The sequence below is a fragment of the Roseovarius carneus genome, from assembly GCF_020141465.1.
Lineage (GTDB): Bacteria > Pseudomonadota > Alphaproteobacteria > Rhodobacterales > Rhodobacteraceae > Roseovarius > Roseovarius carneus.
Genome location: NZ_JAHSPD010000001.1, coordinates 445727 through 461452 on the forward strand (window position 1 = coordinate 445727; position 15726 = coordinate 461452).

General features: G+C 63.8%; 14 protein-coding genes and 1 riboswitch. Of the genes, 10 read left to right on the forward strand and 4 right to left on the reverse strand.

From position 1 onward, the window contains the following. The first annotated feature begins 19 nt into the window (after window positions 1–19). Window positions 20–244: riboswitch (FMN riboswitch) on the forward strand. Together KUD11_RS02280 and KUD11_RS02285 are read left to right on the forward strand one after the other, a co-directional pair. Further along, entirely contained in the window at window positions 229–369 is a 141-nt protein-coding gene (locus KUD11_RS02280; RefSeq protein WP_181375320.1) for a hypothetical protein, read from the forward strand. Its footprint overlaps the riboswitch before it by 16 nt. Before the next feature lie 14 nt (window positions 370–383). Next, window positions 384–818 (forward strand): 6,7-dimethyl-8-ribityllumazine synthase, encoded by a 435-nt coding sequence (locus tag KUD11_RS02285; RefSeq protein ID WP_109386979.1) that lies wholly within the window; start codon window positions 384–386, stop codon window positions 816–818. An 18-nt stretch (window positions 819–836) separates the two neighbouring features. Here the strand turns inward: KUD11_RS02285 and serB are convergent, their stop codons facing one another. After that, entirely contained in the window at window positions 837–1703 is an 867-nt protein-coding gene (gene serB, locus KUD11_RS02290) for a phosphoserine phosphatase SerB (RefSeq protein ID WP_109386977.1), read from the reverse strand. 160 nt (window positions 1704–1863) lie between these two features. Here serB and KUD11_RS02295 point away from each other — a divergent pair, with 160 nt between their 5' ends. Together KUD11_RS02295 and serA are read left to right on the forward strand one after the other, a co-directional pair. Further along, window positions 1864–3012: a phosphoserine transaminase gene (locus KUD11_RS02295; protein ID WP_109386975.1), complete on the forward strand. Its 1149-nt coding sequence runs from the start codon at window positions 1864–1866 to the stop codon at window positions 3010–3012. Window positions 3013–3068: 56 nt separating this feature from the next. Further along, window positions 3069–4664 carry a phosphoglycerate dehydrogenase gene (serA, locus tag KUD11_RS02300; RefSeq protein WP_109386973.1) on the forward strand — a complete coding sequence of 532 codons (1596 nt, stop codon included), beginning with the start codon at window positions 3069–3071 and terminating at the stop codon, window positions 4662–4664. 47 nt (window positions 4665–4711) lie between these two features. Here serA and panC read toward each other — a convergent pair whose 3' ends face one another. Together panC and panB are read right to left on the reverse strand one after the other, a co-directional pair. Continuing rightward, window positions 4712–5560, reverse strand: coding sequence for a pantoate--beta-alanine ligase (gene panC, locus KUD11_RS02305; protein WP_109386971.1), 849 nt, complete (start codon window positions 5558–5560; stop codon window positions 4712–4714). Beyond that, window positions 5557–6396, reverse strand: a complete 840-nt coding sequence (panB, locus tag KUD11_RS02310; protein ID WP_109386969.1) for a 3-methyl-2-oxobutanoate hydroxymethyltransferase — start codon at window positions 6394–6396, stop codon at window positions 5557–5559. Before panB ends, panC begins: the two co-directional genes overlap by 4 nt. A gap of 192 nt (window positions 6397–6588) precedes the next feature. On the opposite strand from panB, the gene KUD11_RS02315 reads away from it, so the two are divergent. Together KUD11_RS02315 and KUD11_RS02320 are read left to right on the forward strand one after the other, a co-directional pair. After that, window positions 6589–7395 carry a hypothetical protein gene (locus KUD11_RS02315; protein WP_109386967.1) on the forward strand — a complete coding sequence of 269 codons (807 nt, stop codon included), beginning with the start codon at window positions 6589–6591 and terminating at the stop codon, window positions 7393–7395. A gap of 39 nt (window positions 7396–7434) precedes the next feature. Then, a complete protein-coding gene (locus KUD11_RS02320) occupies window positions 7435–8640 on the forward strand; it encodes a winged helix-turn-helix domain-containing protein (protein WP_109386965.1) in 1206 nt (401 codons plus the stop codon). Here the strand turns inward: KUD11_RS02320 and truA are convergent. Further along, window positions 8603–9370, reverse strand: coding sequence for a tRNA pseudouridine(38-40) synthase TruA (gene truA, locus KUD11_RS02325; RefSeq protein WP_109386963.1), 768 nt, complete (start codon window positions 9368–9370; stop codon window positions 8603–8605). The two genes, KUD11_RS02320 and truA, sit on opposite strands and share 38 nt — an antisense overlap. 207 nt (window positions 9371–9577) lie before the next feature. On the opposite strand from truA, the gene KUD11_RS02330 reads away from it, so the two are divergent. From KUD11_RS02330 to ileS, 4 genes are all read left to right on the forward strand, one after another. Beyond that, on the forward strand, window positions 9578–10993 hold the full coding sequence (locus KUD11_RS02330; RefSeq protein ID WP_109386960.1) for a YcjX family GTP-binding protein: 1416 nt from the start codon (window positions 9578–9580) through the stop codon (window positions 10991–10993). Beyond that, the gene (locus tag KUD11_RS02335; RefSeq protein WP_109386958.1) at window positions 10990–11463 is read left to right on the forward strand and encodes a GNAT family N-acetyltransferase; all 474 of its coding nucleotides are present in this window, start codon (window positions 10990–10992) and stop codon (window positions 11461–11463) included. The genes KUD11_RS02330 and KUD11_RS02335 overlap by 4 nt, the downstream gene beginning before the upstream one ends. Further along, complete coding sequence (locus tag KUD11_RS02340) at window positions 11460–12461, forward strand: YcjF family protein (RefSeq protein ID WP_109386956.1); 1002 nt, start codon at window positions 11460–11462, stop codon at window positions 12459–12461. Before KUD11_RS02335 ends, KUD11_RS02340 begins: the two co-directional genes overlap by 4 nt. Window positions 12462–12743: 282 nt before the next feature. After that, the gene (gene ileS, locus KUD11_RS02345) at window positions 12744–15683 is read left to right on the forward strand and encodes an isoleucine--tRNA ligase (protein ID WP_109386954.1); all 2940 of its coding nucleotides are present in this window, start codon (window positions 12744–12746) and stop codon (window positions 15681–15683) included. Window positions 15684–15726: the final 43 nt, after the last annotated feature.

Below are 15726 nucleotides of genomic sequence, written 5' to 3' on the forward strand. Positions count from 1 at the left end.
GCCCATGCGTGCAGCATAAACGCGTTCTCAGGGCGGGGCGGAACTCCCCACCGGCGGTAAAGGGGGTGCGCCCCCAAGCCCGCGAGCGGCTTTTGAACGGGCAGCGTTGAGACCGGCCGCCGTGCGGCGCATATAGCGTGCCGCACGATCGCCGGTTTTCAAACGTCACCCCCGTCAAAAAGTGTCAGCAGATCTGGTGCAACTCCAGAGCCGACGGTCACAGTCCGGATGAGAGAGAACGCCGGGATGCGGGGCCTTTGGGCCGCGCGGGTGCGTGGCACCTTTCCTGTCGTCTTTCGCCTTGGGCGGTATGTGTCGCGCGCATTTCGCCTTGATCTGGTGCCCCAGATGAAAGGCGAAACGCTTTAGGAAAGGACTACACTATGACACTCCCCCAATATGCCTTCATCAAGGCCAATTGGCATGCTCCCATCGTGGAGCGCGCCCTCGCCGGATTTTGCGAGGTGATTGCGCCCGCGCAGGTCCATATCTTCGAGGTGCCCGGTGCGTTTGAAATGCCGCTTCTGGCGCGTGATCTGGCGCTGACCGGGCGCTATGCCGCCGTGGCCGCCGCCGCCCTCGTGGTGGATGGCGGCATTTACCGGCATGATTTCGTGGCCGCTGCGGTGGTGGATGGGCTGATGCGGGCAGGCATGGACAGCGGCGTGCCGGTGCTGTCGGTCTCGCTCACCCCGCACCAGTTTCAGGAGACGGAGCATCACATGACCATCTATGGCGCGCATTTCGTCGAAAAAGGGCGCGAGGCCGCACGCGCGGCGCTGATGATCGGGAAAACGCGGGCCGCGCTGGCGGCGTAGGCTCAGATACGGCGGGCGTCAGGCAAACTCGCTCGCCGCATAGCCCTGAAGGTAAAGCAGCGCTGTCAAATCGCCATGCATCACCCGCACGTCGCATTGGGCCGCAACGCTGGGTTTCGCGTGCAGCGCCACGCCCGTCCCGGCCCGTCCGAGCATTCCCAGATCATTGGCCCCATCGCCCACAGCGATCACATCTGCCGCAGTGATCCCAAGCTGGGCCGTGATCTCCTCAAGCGCCGCGACCTTCGCCGCGCGCCCCAGAATGGGCATCTCCACCTGACCGCTCAGAACGCCACCCGCCACAATCAGACGGTTCGCCCGGTGCGCATCAAAGCCAAGCACCTCTGCCACACGCGCGGTGAACGCCGTGAACCCACCCGACACGAGCGCCGCATAACCGCCCTGCGCCTTCATCGTGGCCACCAATGCGCGCCCGCCGGGCATGAAGCTGATCCGGGTATCAAGCACCCGGTCGATCACCGTCTTGGGCAAGCCTTTCAGCAGCGCCACACGCTCCACCAGTGCGCCTTCAAAATCAATCTCGCCATTCATTGCCCGCGCGGTGATGTCTCTGACATGCGCGCCAACGCCCGCCTCCTCGGCCAACTCATCAATGCACTCCTGCTCGATCATCGTGCTGTCCATATCGGCCAAAAGCATCCGCTTGGCCCGCCCCTCGGCGCGCTGCACGATCAGATCGGTGCGCAGGCCCTGAAGCTCCTCCCAGACCTGCCAGCGATTCGCGGGCATCTGCTCCAACGAGAATTCCGCCGCCTCATCCGGGCTGAGCCAGCCGACCGTGCCCCCGCCCCACGCATTGCGTAGGCTTTCGACCAAAGCGGGGTCCAACGCGCCCTTGGGGGCAATCAGAGTAGCGACATACATGACCCAAAGTTTCCGATCGTAGCTGTTTCGTGTCGCACAAAGGCGCTCAAGCGGCGCTATAGCGTCATTTTCCGGCTTGCGAAAGCCCGCGCCGCCCCGTAGCTCTGATCGCGGGACACCCTTCCCCAACGAAGGGCGCTTATCTGGAAGGATAGCAGCAATGACGATCGAAGACCCCGGCGCGCGGCCGGCAAATCCGCGTTTCTCATCTGGCCCGTGCGCCAAACCCCCCACATTCAACGTGATCCAATTGGCCGATGCGCCCTTGGGCCGCAGCCACCGCGCAACGGTGGGTAAAGACCGCTTGAAATCAGCGATCGACGACACGCGCGAACTTCTCGGCGTCCCCGACGACTATCTGATCGGCATCGTGCCCGCCTCGGATACGGGCGCCTATGAAATGGCGATGTGGAACCTCTTGGGCGCGCGCAAGGCCGAGATGCTGGCATGGGAAAGCTTCGGCGCAGGCTGGGTCACCGATGCGGTCAAGCAGCTCAAAATCGACGCCGAGGTGAAGACCGCCGAGTATGGTCATATCGTGGATCTCGGCACGGTCGATTTCGACAATGACGTCTGCTTTACATGGAACGGCACCACCTCGGGCGTGCGCCTGCCGAATGGCGATGCGATCCCATCGGGCCGTGCGGGCCTCACCCTTTGCGACGCCACATCGGCGGCCTTCGCGCAGGACCTCCCTTGGGACAAGCTCGATGTGACCACGTTCAGCTGGCAAAAAGTGCTGGGCGGGGAAGGCGCGCATGGGATGCTCATCCTGTCGCCCCGCGCGGTTGCGCGGCTGGAAAGCTACACGCCGCCCTGGCCGCTGCCCAAGATTTTTCGCCTCACTAAAGGCGGCAAGATCATCGCGGGCATTTTTGAGGGGGCGACGATCAACACGCCCTCAATGCTCGCGGTCGAGGATTATCTTCTGGCGCTCGATTGGGCCCGCTCTGTCGGTGGGCTGGAAGGCCTGATGGCGCGCGCCGATGCAAACGCGGCGGTGATCTGGGATTTCTGCGAGACCCGCGACTGGATCGCCAATCTGGCCGAGGAGAGCGCCACGCGCTCCAACACATCCGTCTGTCTCAAATTCACCGATCCGCGCATTACCGATGGGGCGGCTTTCGCCAAATCCATCGCCAAACGGCTGGAGAGCGAAGGGGTTGCCTTTGATATCGGCGCGTACCGTGATGCGCCTCCCGGCCTGCGCATCTGGTGCGGCGCCACGGTGGAGACCGCCGATATCACGGCGCTCATGCCGTGGATCGAATGGGCCTTTGAGACCGAAATAGCATCGCTGCGGGCCTAAACCCGGCGCCAGCGCGACACCAAACATCAACGCATTTTTCAAGATTGGAGCCCCAAATGGCCCCCAAAGTTCTCGTATCCGACAAACTTTCCGAAACCGCCGTTCAGATATTCCGCGACCGCGGCATCGACGTGGATTTTCAGCCCGATCTCGGCAGGGATAAAGACCGTCTCGCCGAAATCATCGGCCAATATGACGGCCTCGCCATCCGCTCGGCCACCAAGGTCACCGAGAAGATCCTCGCCAACGCCACCAACCTCAAGGTGATCGCGCGCGCAGGCATCGGCACCGATAATATCGACAAGCTTGCGGCCTCCAAGAAGGGCGTGATCGTGATGAACACGCCCTTTGGGAACATGATCACCACCGCCGAACATGCCATTGCAATGATGTTCGCCGTTGCCCGCCAAATCCCCGAGGCCAGCGCCTCCACCCAAGCGGGTAAGTGGGAGAAATCCAAGTTTATGGGGGTTGAGCTGACCAACAAGACGCTCGGCGTGATCGGCGCGGGCAATATCGGCGGCATCGTCTGCGACCGTGCGCGCGGGCTTAAGATGAAGGTCATCGCTTATGATCCCTTTCTGACCGAGAAAAAAGCCGACAAGATGGGCGTCGAGAAGGTCGATCTCGACACGCTTCTGGCCCGCTCGGATTTCATCACCCTGCATGTGCCGCTCACCGATCAGACCCGCAATATCCTCAGCGCCGAGGCGCTGGCCAAGACCAAAAAGGGCGTGCGGATCATCAACTGCGCGCGCGGCGGTCTGGTGGACGAGGCCGCACTTGCCGCATTGATCACATCCGGCCATGTGGCAGGCGCGGGCTTTGATGTCTTCGCCGAGGAGCCTGCGGCCGAGAACTCCCTCTTCGGCCTGCCCGGCGTTGTCTGCACGCCGCATCTGGGGGCCGCCACCACCGAGGCGCAGGAAAACGTGGCGCTGCAAGTGGCCGAACAGATGTCGGACTACCTGCTGACCGGCGCTGTGACGAACGCGCTCAACATGCCCTCGGTCACGGCGGAAGAGGCCAAGGTCATGGGGCCTTGGATCAAGCTCTCGGATCATCTCGGGGCCTTTATCGGCCAGATGACGGACGAGCCGATCAAGGCGATCAACATCCTTTATGACGGGGTGGTGAGCCATATGAACCTCGCGGCTCTCACCTCGGCCACCGTGGCGGGGATCATGAAATCGGTGAACCCGGAGGTGAACATGGTCTCCGCGCCCGTCATCGCCAAGGAGCGCGGCATCCAGATCAGCACGACCCAGCAGGATAAATCGGGCGCGTTCGAGGGATATATCAAGCTGACCGTGGTCACGGATCAGCGCGAACGCTCCATCGGCGGCACGGTCTTCTCGGACGAAAAGCCACGCTTCATTCAAATCAAGGGGATCAATATCGACGCCGAGATTGGCGAACATATGCTCTATACCACCAATAAGGATGTGCCCGGCATCATCGGCGCTCTGGGCCAGACGCTGGGCGGGAGCGGCGTGAATATCGCGAACTTTACGCTGGGCCGCGCGGCGCCCGGCGGCGAGGCGATCGCGCTGCTTTATGTCGATGCTCAAGTCCCGCCCGACCAAGTGGCGAAGCTGCACGCGACCGGCCTTTTCCAGCAGATCAAGCCGCTGCATTTCGACGTGCGTTGATCAGGCAAGGCCTTTGCGACACCCGGCCATGCCAAAAGCGCCGGGTGTCAGCTTTCCACCGCGATATTGTCGATGATCCGCACCCCGGCCAGCCAAGAGGCCGCAAAGAGGCGCGCGGGGCGTGTCGGTGCCTCCAAGAGCGCCAGATCATCATTCGCGCGCAGCTCAAGATAATCGGTCTTGGTGAAGCCCGCCTTTTCAAGCCGGGCAATCGCCGAGCTGTGCAGATCGGCGAAAGGCGCACCAGCAGCAAGGCCGTCTGCGATTTTCTCCAGCTCCTCAAACAGGATAGGCGCTTTGATGCGCGCCCGGTCCGACAGGAGCAAGTTGCGCGAGGACATGGCGAGACCGTCCATCTCACGGATGGTGGGGCAGCCATGCACGGTGATAGGGATATCGAGATCGCAGGCCATACGGCGCACCACCTGGAGCTGCTGAAAATCCTTCTCGCCGAAAAACGCATCCGTCGCACGGCTTTGGGTGAAGAGCTTTGCGACCACGGTAGCCACCCCTTCAAAATGTCCGGGGCGGTAGATTCCATCCATCACATCCGTGAGCCCTGTCACGGAAACTGTGGTGGAAAAACCCTCCGGATACATCACGTCACCATCCGGTACATAAATCGCATCGACGCCAAAGCGCTCCAGTTTGCGGGCGTCCTCGCCTTCCGTGCGGGGATAGTTGGCGAGATCCTCAGGCGTGTTGAACTGTTTGGGGTTCACGAAGATCGTCACGATCACATGCTCACAGCGCGCTTTTGCAGCCGCCACAAGCGACAGATGCCCGTCATGCAGCGCGCCCATCGTCGGCACAACGCCGATGGAGGCCCCGGCGCGCACCCATGGCTCCGACTGCGCGCGCAGGGCGGCGATGTCTCTCACGATAGGCGCAATCACTTTTGGGGGGCCTTTTGGGGTGCCGCATCTGCAAAGATATGCTCAGGCCCCGGAAAGCTGCGCGCGCGCACCTCTGCGGCGTATTCGGCAATAGCCGCCTCGCCCACCGCGCCCAGCGCCGCATAGCGTTTGACGAATTTGGGTTTGAACGCGGTAAAGAGCCCAAGCATGTCGTCCACCACGAGGATCTGCCCGTCACAGCCCGCAGAGGCCCCGATGCCGATGGTGGGGATCGCAAGCTCCGCCGTCATCCGGTCCGCAAGGCTCGCCGGCACCTTCTCCAGCACCACCGAGAACGCGCCCGCATCCGCCACGGCATGGGCATCACGCATCAGCGCTTCGGTCTGATCGCCGCGCCCCTGCACCTTGTAGCCGCCAAGCGTATTGATCGATTGCGGCGTCAGCCCGATATGCGCCATCACAGGCACACCCCGCGCCACGAGAAACGCGATGGTTTCCGCCATATGCACGCCGCCTTCAAGCTTCACCGCCGCAGCCCCCGTCTCGGCCATGATCCGAGCTGCGTTGGAGAACGCCTGCGCCGGACCCTGCTCGTAACTGCCAAACGGCATGTCAATGACCAGCATCGCCTTTTGCAGCCCCCGCGCCACAGCCTGCCCGTGCAGGATCATCATCTCCATCGTCACGCCCAGCGTCGAGGGCAGGCCATGCAGAACCATGCCCACGCTGTCACCCACCAGCACAAAATCACAATAATCATCCATCATCCGCGCCATCGGCGTGGTATAGGCCGTGAGGCTGACAATGGGCGACGCGCCTTTCATGGCGCGGATATCGTCCGGCATGGGGGCGGTCTTGCGGGCGGTGGCGCTCATGATGGCTGTCCCTTCGGTCTTTGCTGCGCGCTGCCTTAGCGGCTTTGGCGAGCATGTTCCACCCTTCCGAACAGCCATGCAAGGGGTGCCCTGCGTGGTCACGTTTGCGCGCAGGGTGCTGGATGCAGCTTGTGATCTGCCACAGGCGCACTAACCTTTAAAGGCAATAGATCAAACCCCGGAGTGCGCCCCATGCGGCCCAGCCTCGCTTCTCTTTGCCTCTGCCTCACGCTTTGCGCCGCGCTGTTTGCCGCGCCGCAGGCCCGCGCGCAGGGCGATCCGGCGGCCACGCGCAGCGAAATCATCACTCTTTTGGGCCGCATTTACGAGGGAGAGGCGATGCGCGGAGAGCTTGAGGGGCTTGGCTTTCGCGGCCAGAACCTGAGCCTTGCGATGGGGCAGGTGCAGCGCATCATGCGCGATCCGGTGGTCGCGGGTCACATCGCGGACCGCGTTCTTGCCGTGCAAAGCGGCGCATCCATCCCAATGTCGCAATCGCAAGGATTGCTATGGGGGCTCGTGGATCAAGGCGTGGGGCACCTGCCGCTGCGCGATCTGCGCTATTATTATCTGGTGGAGAAAACCGTGTTGAACGCCATGCCGACACGGCAATGTGGCCTTGCGGTGCGCGAACGGCTGAGCCCTGACCAACTGTCCGATGCAACGGCGCAGGTGGCCGCCCGGCTCAACACCAACGCGCTTGAAAATTACTACCGAATTCAGCTGGAGGCCGCCAAAGCCGGGGCCCAGCGCGGCCCAGTCACCATGACGACCGCCCGTGCGCAGGCCGCAGAGGAGCGCATATTCAGCGCGCTCACCACGCGGCTCGATAGAGACCCGGATGCACCCCGCCTGATCGCCGCCTTTGCCGATCTCGACCGCGCGAGCAACCGCGATGCCTGCGCCGCGGGCCGGGTTTTCATCGACACCGTCCTCACGCTTGAGGGGCAAGAATTGCGCGATGCGTTGATCTATCTCAGCCAGCCTACTTTGCGATAACCGATTGCGCCTGCCGCCGCGCGCGGCCACTCTGGCATCATGACCGCCCCTTTGCGCATCCCCAACCGGCAGGCTCGGCACCTCTGGCTCTGGACCAACGGGCTGAGCATGCCGGGCACGGGTGCGCCCGATGTCATGGCCATGATCCGGCAGATCGGGTTCTTGCAAATCGACACGATCCGCAACGTCACCCGCGCACATAATCATATCCTGTGGTCGCGCAACCAAAACTACCGCGAAGGGATGCTCTGGCCGCTTCTGGGCCGGGACCGGGCGCTGTTTGAGCATTTTACCCATGACGCGTCGCTGATCCCAATGGAGATCCTGCCCCTCTGGCAAAGGCAGTTCCGCAGGCTGGGGGACAAGGTGGCCGCAAGCGACTGGTACCGCTCGGGGCTTGGCCAGACCGAGATCGCCGCCATCCGCGCCCGGATCGAGGCGGAAGGGCCGCTCTCCACCCATGCGTTTGATACCAAGGCCGCAAGCCGCGAAATGTGGGCGCGCCCCCCGCATAAAAAGGCGCTTGATCAGATGTGGTATGCGGGCGACCTCGCAACATGCCATCGCGAGAATTTCGTGAAGTTCTACGATCTGGGTGCTCGGGTTTTCCCCACCCAATTGCCACGCGACATGCCCGAGAACGAACAGGCCGACACGCTCTGCGATCACGCATTGGACCGCCTCAGCATGGGCACCGTGGGCGAGGTGCAGCGCTTCTGGGCCGCGATGGGCGCGGGCGAGGCGCGAGATTGGCGCGCGCGACGTACCCTCGTGCCGCTGGAGGTGCAAGGCGCGGACGGGTACTGGACCGCCGCGCTCGCCCCCGCCGATATCGAGACGCGGCTTGCAAACCTGCCTGCCCCCACATCACGGCTGCGCCTTCTCAACCCGTTTGATCCCGCGATCCGCGACCGCACAAGGCTGGAGCGGCTCTTCGGGTTTGACTACCGCAACGAGATGTTCGTGCCCAAGGACAAACGCCGCTGGGGCTATTACGTCTATCCCCTGCTCGAAGGGGACCGGTTCATGGGCCGGGTGGAGCTAAAGGCCGACCGCACCGCAGGATGGCTCCGCGTCACTGGCTTCTGGCCCGAGGCGGGCACGAAATGGAGCGCCGCGCGCGCAGCAAAGCTCGATGCTGAACTCACCCGGTTTGCCCGCATGGTCGGCATAGGCCGCATCGAATGGGCCACGCCGCCACCCAAGCTCACCCAAACGGCGGCTCAGGATAGATCACCTCGCTGAGGTAAAGCCCATGCGGCGGCGCTACCGTCCCACAGGCCGCGCGGTCGCGCGCCTCCAGCGCGCGGGTCACATCATCAGGGCCCCAGCCGCCCCGCCCGACCCGCTCCAGCGTGCCCACGATGCTACGCACCTGATTGTGCAGAAACGACCGCGCCCGGATATGAAACCTGACCTCGCGCCCGCCCCGCACCACCAAATCCTCAATCTCAATGGCATCAAGCGTCTTCACCGGGCTCGCCGACTGACAAATGGTCGAGCGGAACGTGGTAAAATCATGATGCCCGATAAGCCGCGCCGCCCCTGCGCGCATGGCGTCCACATCCTGATTCTCCGGCACCTGCCAAACCAGCCCGGCCTCATGGGTCGCGGGCGCACGCCGCATCAGCATCCGGTAGACATAGCGCCGCTCCAGCGCCGTGAACCGCGCATGCCAGTCGCTGTCCACGCGCGCGCAATCCACAATCGCAATCGGCGCGGGCTTCAGGTGATGGTTAATCGCCCCCATCAAGCGAAACGGCGTCCATTCTTTGTGTAAGTCGCAATGCGCCACCTGCCCCCAGGCATGCACGCCTGCATCCGTCCGACCTGCTGCCGCAATCAAATGCGGCCCCGGCTCGATCCGGCCCAACGCGGCCTCAATCGCGCCCTGCACGGTCGGCCTGTCAGGCTGCCGCTGCCACCCGGCAAAAGGCGCGCCATGATACTCGATTTTAAGCGCAAATCTCTCCATCCCCCGCACCTAGCGCAAATCATGCGCGGCGAAAACCGCCCGGCACCCTCTTCTTGGTCCAAATACTCCCGCCGGAGGCTCCCGGCACGCAAAGGCCACCCAGCAAGGGGGAAGCCTCGCCCCTGTGCCCCCTAGAATCCGTGCGTCGGCACCGCTATCTATGCGGTAAGGGCAAAGGCTCGCAGGCAAAGCAAAAAAGGGGCCGCGATGATCGGCGCAGTGGCAGATAGGCTGACCCGCGGGATCGACCGTATCTCGGATGCGGTCTCCGGCGCGCTTTTTGAGCCTGTGATCCGCATCGGCGTCACGGGGCTCGCCCGCTCGGGCAAGACGGTGTTCATCACTTCCCTCATCGCCAATCTGCTGGAACGTGGCCGCATGCCCGGCCTCACCGCCGCCGCCGAGGGGCGCATCACCGCCGCCTTTTTGCAGCCACAGCCCGACGACACCATTCCCCGCTTCGCCTACGAGGCCCACCTCGCCGCCCTCACCGCAAACGCGCCGCACTGGCCCGAAAGCACCAGCGCCGTGTCCGAGCTGCGCCTGAGCCTGCGGGTCCGTCCCAATGGCCTTCTGGCGGGGCTGAGCGGCCCGCGCACCGTGCATATCGACATCATTGATTATCCCGGCGAATGGCTTCTTGATCTAGGGCTGATGGACAAAACCTATGCTGATTGGGCGGCGGAAACGCTCGGTGCCATGCAGACCCGTCCGGAAGGGGCCGAGGCCTTGGCCCAGTTGGAGGCCGCAGACCCCCACGGCGCGTGGGAAGAGCCGCAAATCGCCGCCCTCGCCGCGACCTTCACGACCTATCTGCACGCCGCGCGGGGCACGGGCTACAGCGGTATCGCGCCGGGGCGATTTCTTCTACCGGGCGAAATGGCAGGCTCCCCCGTCCTCACCTTCGCACCCCTGCCCGCCACCGGGCAAAGCCCCGGCCGCCGCAGCCTCTGGCGCGAGATGGAACGGCGCTATGACGCCTATAAATCACAGGTGGTCACGCCGTTTTTTCGCGATCATTTTGCCCGCATCGACCGGCAGATCGTACTGATCGACGCTTTGGGCGCAATTCATGCAGGCCCCCGCGCACTGGCCGATCTGCGCCGCACGATGACCGATATCCTCGCCGCGTTTCGCCACGGTCAAAACGCCTTTCTCAGCCGCCTTTTGATGGGCCGCCGCGTGGAGAAGATCCTCTTCGCCGCGACCAAGGCGGACCATCTGCATCACAGCCAGCACGCCCGCCTCACCGGCATCATGGAGGCCCTGACCAGCGAGGCGCGGGCACGCGCAAATTTCCAAGGAGCCGAGACAGCCTCGCTCGCCATGGCCGCCCTGCGCGCCACGGTGGAGGAGACGCGCAAGCATGAGGGCTCAGATCTCGATTGCGTGCGCGGCACGCTGCTCGACAGCGGCAAACAGGCCGCATTCTATCCCGGCGATCTGCCCGAAAACCCCGCAGCGCTCCTGAATGTGGCAGAGGATGGCGCTGCGGAGTGGTTGGAGGGCGACTACCAGATCATGAAATTTGCCCCCGCCCGCCTGACCCTCAAACCCGGTGAGGGGCCGCCGCATATCCGGCTGGACCGCGCCGCACAGTTCCTGATCGGTGACAGACTATGAGCACGCCGCACCGCGCCCGCCTCTGGCATGTGCCGCATCTGGCACGTATCCTGTGGCGCTTCGGGCGCTCGGCCCCATGGCTGCCGCGCGTGCGCTCGCGCCGGACGGATCTCGCGGTGATGGCGCGGATCACCCGGCGCGGATGGGTGCAGCTTATCCGCGATGGGCGCGGGCCCGCAGCGTTCATCGCCCGCGACGGCGCGCTCATCCATGCGCTCTACGTCAACCCGCGCGCGCGGCGGCGCGGGCTTGGCCGGTCCTTGCTGCACGATGCCAAACTCGGCAGCGCGCGGTTGGAACTTTTCGTCGCTGAGGCGAATAGGCCAGCACGGGCCTTTTATGCCGCCGAAGGCTTTTGCGAAGTCGCCCGCTCAAATGGCGCTCGCAATGACGAAAAGCTGCCCGAAATCCACATGATCTGGCATTCTGCACCAAACCCAGGGTCAGACCCCCGGAGCACGGTCCAATGAGCAAACGCAAAGGCCCTGTCCTGATTGATCTGGAGGCGTCCGGCCCCGCTCCCACCCCCGCCGATGCCCCCCCGGTGCCCGAGCCTGACCTGCCGCTTCCGCCAGAGGGCCGCGCGATGCAGACCGCAGCAAGCCTTGCAGCGCGGCGCCCCTCGCGGCTGGCGCGGGTCTTCTGGGGGCTGGCGCTGGCCTTCATGGGCGCCGTAACCTCCATCACCGCATGGGATTTTGCCACCGGACTGATGACGCGTATGCCCCTGCTGGGCTATGCGGTGACGGGGCTCGGGGTGGCGCTTTTGCTGGTGCTTTTGCTGATTGCGTTGCGCGAATTGGCGGCGTTCTCGCGGCTCCGGCGGATGGATGATCTGCACCGTGCGGCGGATGCGGCGCTTGCGGCGGATGACCTTGGCGCTGCACGCAAGGTGGCAGACGGCCTCACCCGTCTCTACGCCACCCGCGGGGACACCGCTTGGGGGCGCGCCCGTCTGGCCGAACGCCAAGCAGAGCAGTTTGACGCCGCAACCCTTCTGGCACTGGCCGAGGATACACTCCTCACCCCCCTCGATGCCGCCGCCCAGCGTGAGGTAGAGGCTGCCGCCCGGCAGGTCGCCACGGTCACCGCCCTCGTGCCCCTCGCGCTGGCCGACGTGGTAGCAGCCCTCACATCGAACCTGCGGATGATCCGGCGCATCGCCGAGATTTATGGCGGACGCTCAGGCACATTGGGAAGCTGGCGGCTGACGCGTGCCGTGATGTCCCATCTGGTGGCGACGGGCGCTGTGGCCGTGGGCGATGACCTGATAAGCTCAGTCGCAGGCGGCAGTGTGCTGTCCAAAATCTCGCGCCGCTTTGGCGAGGGTGTGGTGAATGGCGCGCTGACCGCGCGGGTGGGCGTGGCCGCGATGGAAGTCTGCCGCCCGCTGCCCTTTTCGCGCGGCAAACGGCCTTCGGTCACAGGTCTGGTGCGCCGCGCGCTGACCGGGCTTTTCGGGAAGTGATGCGCTTCTACAGCGTCTTATGCAGGGGATCTGCGTCATCGCCGCAAAGCGCGCGCCGGGCCTCACACGCAACCCGCAACGCCACGCGCCCCGCCTCTGGACGCGGGCAGGGTGCGGTCCTATAAGGCGGGCATGACGCAGAATGCGGCGATCATTATTCGAATTACCTGCCCGGCGCTCTGAGACCATGAGCCGCCGGGACAAGGCGTTTGAGATCCTCGCGCCGCCCATAGCCTTCCTCCATGTGATCCACTGCAAGATTCAAAGTAAAGGACGCCACTGATGTGCGCCGACACACCCGAAACACTTGACTACAAATCCACTCTCAACCTGCCACGCACCGATTTCCCGATGCGCGCCGGCCTGCCCAAGCGCGAGCCGGAATGGCTGGCGCGGTGGGAAGAGATCGGCATCTATGATCGGCTGCGCGAGAAAGCAGAGGGCCGCAAGCCCTTCACCCTGCATGACGGCCCTCCTTACGCGAACGGCCATCTGCATATCGGCCACGCGCTCAACAAGATCCTCAAGGATATGGTGGTGCGGTCCCAGCAAATGATGGGCTTTGACGCGCGCTATATCCCCGGCTGGGATTGTCATGGCCTGCCGATCGAGTGGAAGATCGAAGAGCAATACCGCGCCAAGGGCCGCGACAAGGACGATGTGGATATCGTCGATTTCCGGCAGGAATGCCGCAAGTTCGCCGAAAGCTGGATCGACATTCAGCGGAACGAGTTCAAGCGCCTCGGCATCACCGGCACATGGGAGCGTCCCTACCTCACGATGGATTTCCGCGCCGAGCGGATCATCGCGGAGGAGTTCCAGAAATTCCTGATGAACGGCACGCTCTATCAGGGCAGTAAGCCCGTGATGTGGTCCCCCGTGGAGCAAACCGCACTGGCCGAGGCGGAGGTCGAGTATCACGACAAGGACAGCTTTACGGTTTGGGTGAAGTTCGAGGTTATTGATCCTGTATTGGGTTCAGGCAAAGAGCTGGAGAATCGTGATCTTGTTGGTGCAAAGGTAGTTATCTGGACCACGACGCCCTGGACGATCCCGTCCAACAAGGCCGTCGTCTACGGCGCAGACTACGACTACGGGCTCTACGAGGTCACGGATACGCCCGAGGAGTGCTGGGCTGCCGTAGGCGAAAAGTTTCTTCTGGCCGACAAGCTGGCAGGCGAGGTCTTCAAGCGTGCCCGCCTCGAAGAGGGCATGTGGAAACGGATCAGAGGTGTCGACCCATCTGTCATTTCTCAGGTTAAACACCCCCTCGCCCACACCGAAGGCTCCATGGGCGAATGGGACGCCCCCCGCGATTTCCGCGCGGCGGATTTCGTCACGGACGAAGAGGGCACAGGCTTTGTCCATTGCGCCCCCTCCCACGGGATGGAGGAATTCGAGCTTTACCGCGATCTGGGTATGCTCGGCCAGGTGATCACCTATAACGTCATGGATGATGGCAGCTTCCGCGAGGATCTGCCCTTCTTCGGCGGCAAGCGGATCCTCAAGCCCAACGGCAAAGAGGGCGACGCCAACAAAGCCGTCATCGACAAGCTGACCGAGGTGGGCGGGCTTCTGGCGCGTGGCAAAATCCACCACTCCTATCCGCACTCGTGGCGCTCCAAAGCGCCGATCATCTATCGCAACACGCCGCAATGGTTCGCCGCCGTGGACGCCCCCGTGGGCGATGGGCAGGACACTTACGGCACAACGATCCGCGAACGCGCGCTGACCTCCATTGATCAGCTGGTCACATGGACCCCGCAGACCGGGCGCAACCGGCTCTATTCCATGATTGAGGCGCGGCCCGATTGGGTCCTGTCGCGCCAACGCGCCTGGGGCGTGCCGCTGACCTGCTTCACCCGCAAGGGCGCGCTGCCCACGGACGAAGGATTCCTCTTGCGCAACGAGGCCGTCAACGCCCGCATTCTTGAGGCGTTCGAGGCCGAGGGTGCCGATGCTTGGTATAAGGATGGCGCGAAAGAGCGGTTCCTTGGCGGGATCGTGGACCCCAATGAGTGGGATAAGGTCAACGATATCCTCGACGTATGGTTCGACAGCGGCTCCACTCATGCGTTCGTTCTGCGCGACCGCGAGGATGGCTCCGAGGACGGACTGGCCGACCTCTATCTTGAGGGCACCGACCAGCATCGCGGCTGGTTCCACTCCTCGATGCTGCAAGCCTGCGGCACGATGGGCCGCGCCCCCTACCGGGGCGTTCTGACCCACGGCTTCACGCTGGACGAGAAGGGCAATAAAATGTCCAAATCGGTCGGCAACACCGTGGCCCCCGAGGATGTGACCAAGCAATACGGCGCCGATATCCTGCGCCTCTGGGTGGCCCAATCGGACTACACGGCGGACCTGCGCATTGGCCCGGAAATCCTCAAAGGCGTCTCCGACAGCTACCGCCGCCTGCGCAACACGATGCGCTATCTCTTGGGCGCGGTCGCGTATTTCGAGGAGTCTGACCGCGTGGCCCCCGCCGACATGCCGGAGCTGGAGCAATGGGTGCTGCACCGTCTGGCGGAGCTGGATACACGTGTTCGCGAAGGCTACGCCGCCTATGATTTCCAAGGTGTGTTCCAAGCCCTCTTCAACTTCTGCACGTTGGACCTTTCGGCCTTCTATTTCGACATCCGCAAGGACGTGCTCTACTGCGACGGAGACAGCGCTGAGCGGCGCGCGGCGCGCACCGTACTGGACCTTCTCTTCCATCGCCTGACCACATGGCTCGCCCCGGTGCTGGTCTTCACAATGGAAGAGGTCTGGCTGGAGCGTTTCCCCGGCACGGATGGATCGCTGCACCTGCAAGACATCCCCGATACACCGCAGGATTGGCTCAACCCGGAACTGGCCGCGAAATGGGTCGGCATCCGCCAAGCCCGCCGCGTCGTTACGGCCGCGTTGGAGGTGGAGCGCACGAACAAAGTCATCGGCTCCTCGCTTGAGGCGGGCCCGGTGGTCTACGTGGCCGATGATGCAGTGCGACATGCGCTCGCCTCGGTCCCGTTTCAGGATGTCTGCATCACATCGGCCGTCACACTGAGCGATCAAGCGGCCCCCGAGACCGCCTTCACCCTGCCGGAAACAGACGGGCTCGCCGTGACCTTCGCCAAAGCCAAAGGTGAGAAATGCAACCGCTGCTGGAAATTCCTGCCCGATGTTGGCACCCACAAACACCCCGGCACCTGCGCCCGCTGCAACGCGGCGCTCGGCTAACGCGCATCAAGGGGGGCGGCCCAAAAACCGCCCCCCTCCTCTT

Bases quoted from the DNA above. Each gene is read 5' to 3' on its own strand.
- KUD11_RS02280 (WP_181375320.1), top strand. From the start codon at position 229: ATGAGAGAGAACGCCGGGATGCGGGGCCTTTGGGCCGCGCGGGTGCGT.
- KUD11_RS02285 (WP_109386979.1), top strand. From the start codon at position 384: ATGACACTCCCCCAATATGCCTTCATCAAGGCCAATTGGCATGCTCCC.
- serB (WP_109386977.1), bottom strand. From the start codon at position 1,703: ATGTATGTCGCTACTCTGATTGCCCCCAAGGGCGCGTTGGACCCCGCT.
- KUD11_RS02295 (WP_109386975.1), top strand. From the start codon at position 1,864: ATGACGATCGAAGACCCCGGCGCGCGGCCGGCAAATCCGCGTTTCTCA.
- serA (WP_109386973.1), top strand. From the start codon at position 3,069: ATGGCCCCCAAAGTTCTCGTATCCGACAAACTTTCCGAAACCGCCGTT.
- panB (WP_109386969.1), bottom strand. From the start codon at position 6,396: ATGAGCGCCACCGCCCGCAAGACCGCCCCCATGCCGGACGATATCCGC.
- KUD11_RS02315 (WP_109386967.1), top strand. From the start codon at position 6,589: ATGCGGCCCAGCCTCGCTTCTCTTTGCCTCTGCCTCACGCTTTGCGCC.
- KUD11_RS02320 (WP_109386965.1), top strand. From the start codon at position 7,435: ATGACCGCCCCTTTGCGCATCCCCAACCGGCAGGCTCGGCACCTCTGG.
- truA (WP_109386963.1), bottom strand. From the start codon at position 9,370: ATGGAGAGATTTGCGCTTAAAATCGAGTATCATGGCGCGCCTTTTGCC.
- KUD11_RS02330 (WP_109386960.1), top strand. From the start codon at position 9,578: ATGATCGGCGCAGTGGCAGATAGGCTGACCCGCGGGATCGACCGTATC.
- KUD11_RS02335 (WP_109386958.1), top strand. From the start codon at position 10,990: ATGAGCACGCCGCACCGCGCCCGCCTCTGGCATGTGCCGCATCTGGCA.
- KUD11_RS02340 (WP_109386956.1), top strand. From the start codon at position 11,460: ATGAGCAAACGCAAAGGCCCTGTCCTGATTGATCTGGAGGCGTCCGGC.
- ileS (WP_109386954.1), top strand. From the start codon at position 12,744: ATGTGCGCCGACACACCCGAAACACTTGACTACAAATCCACTCTCAAC.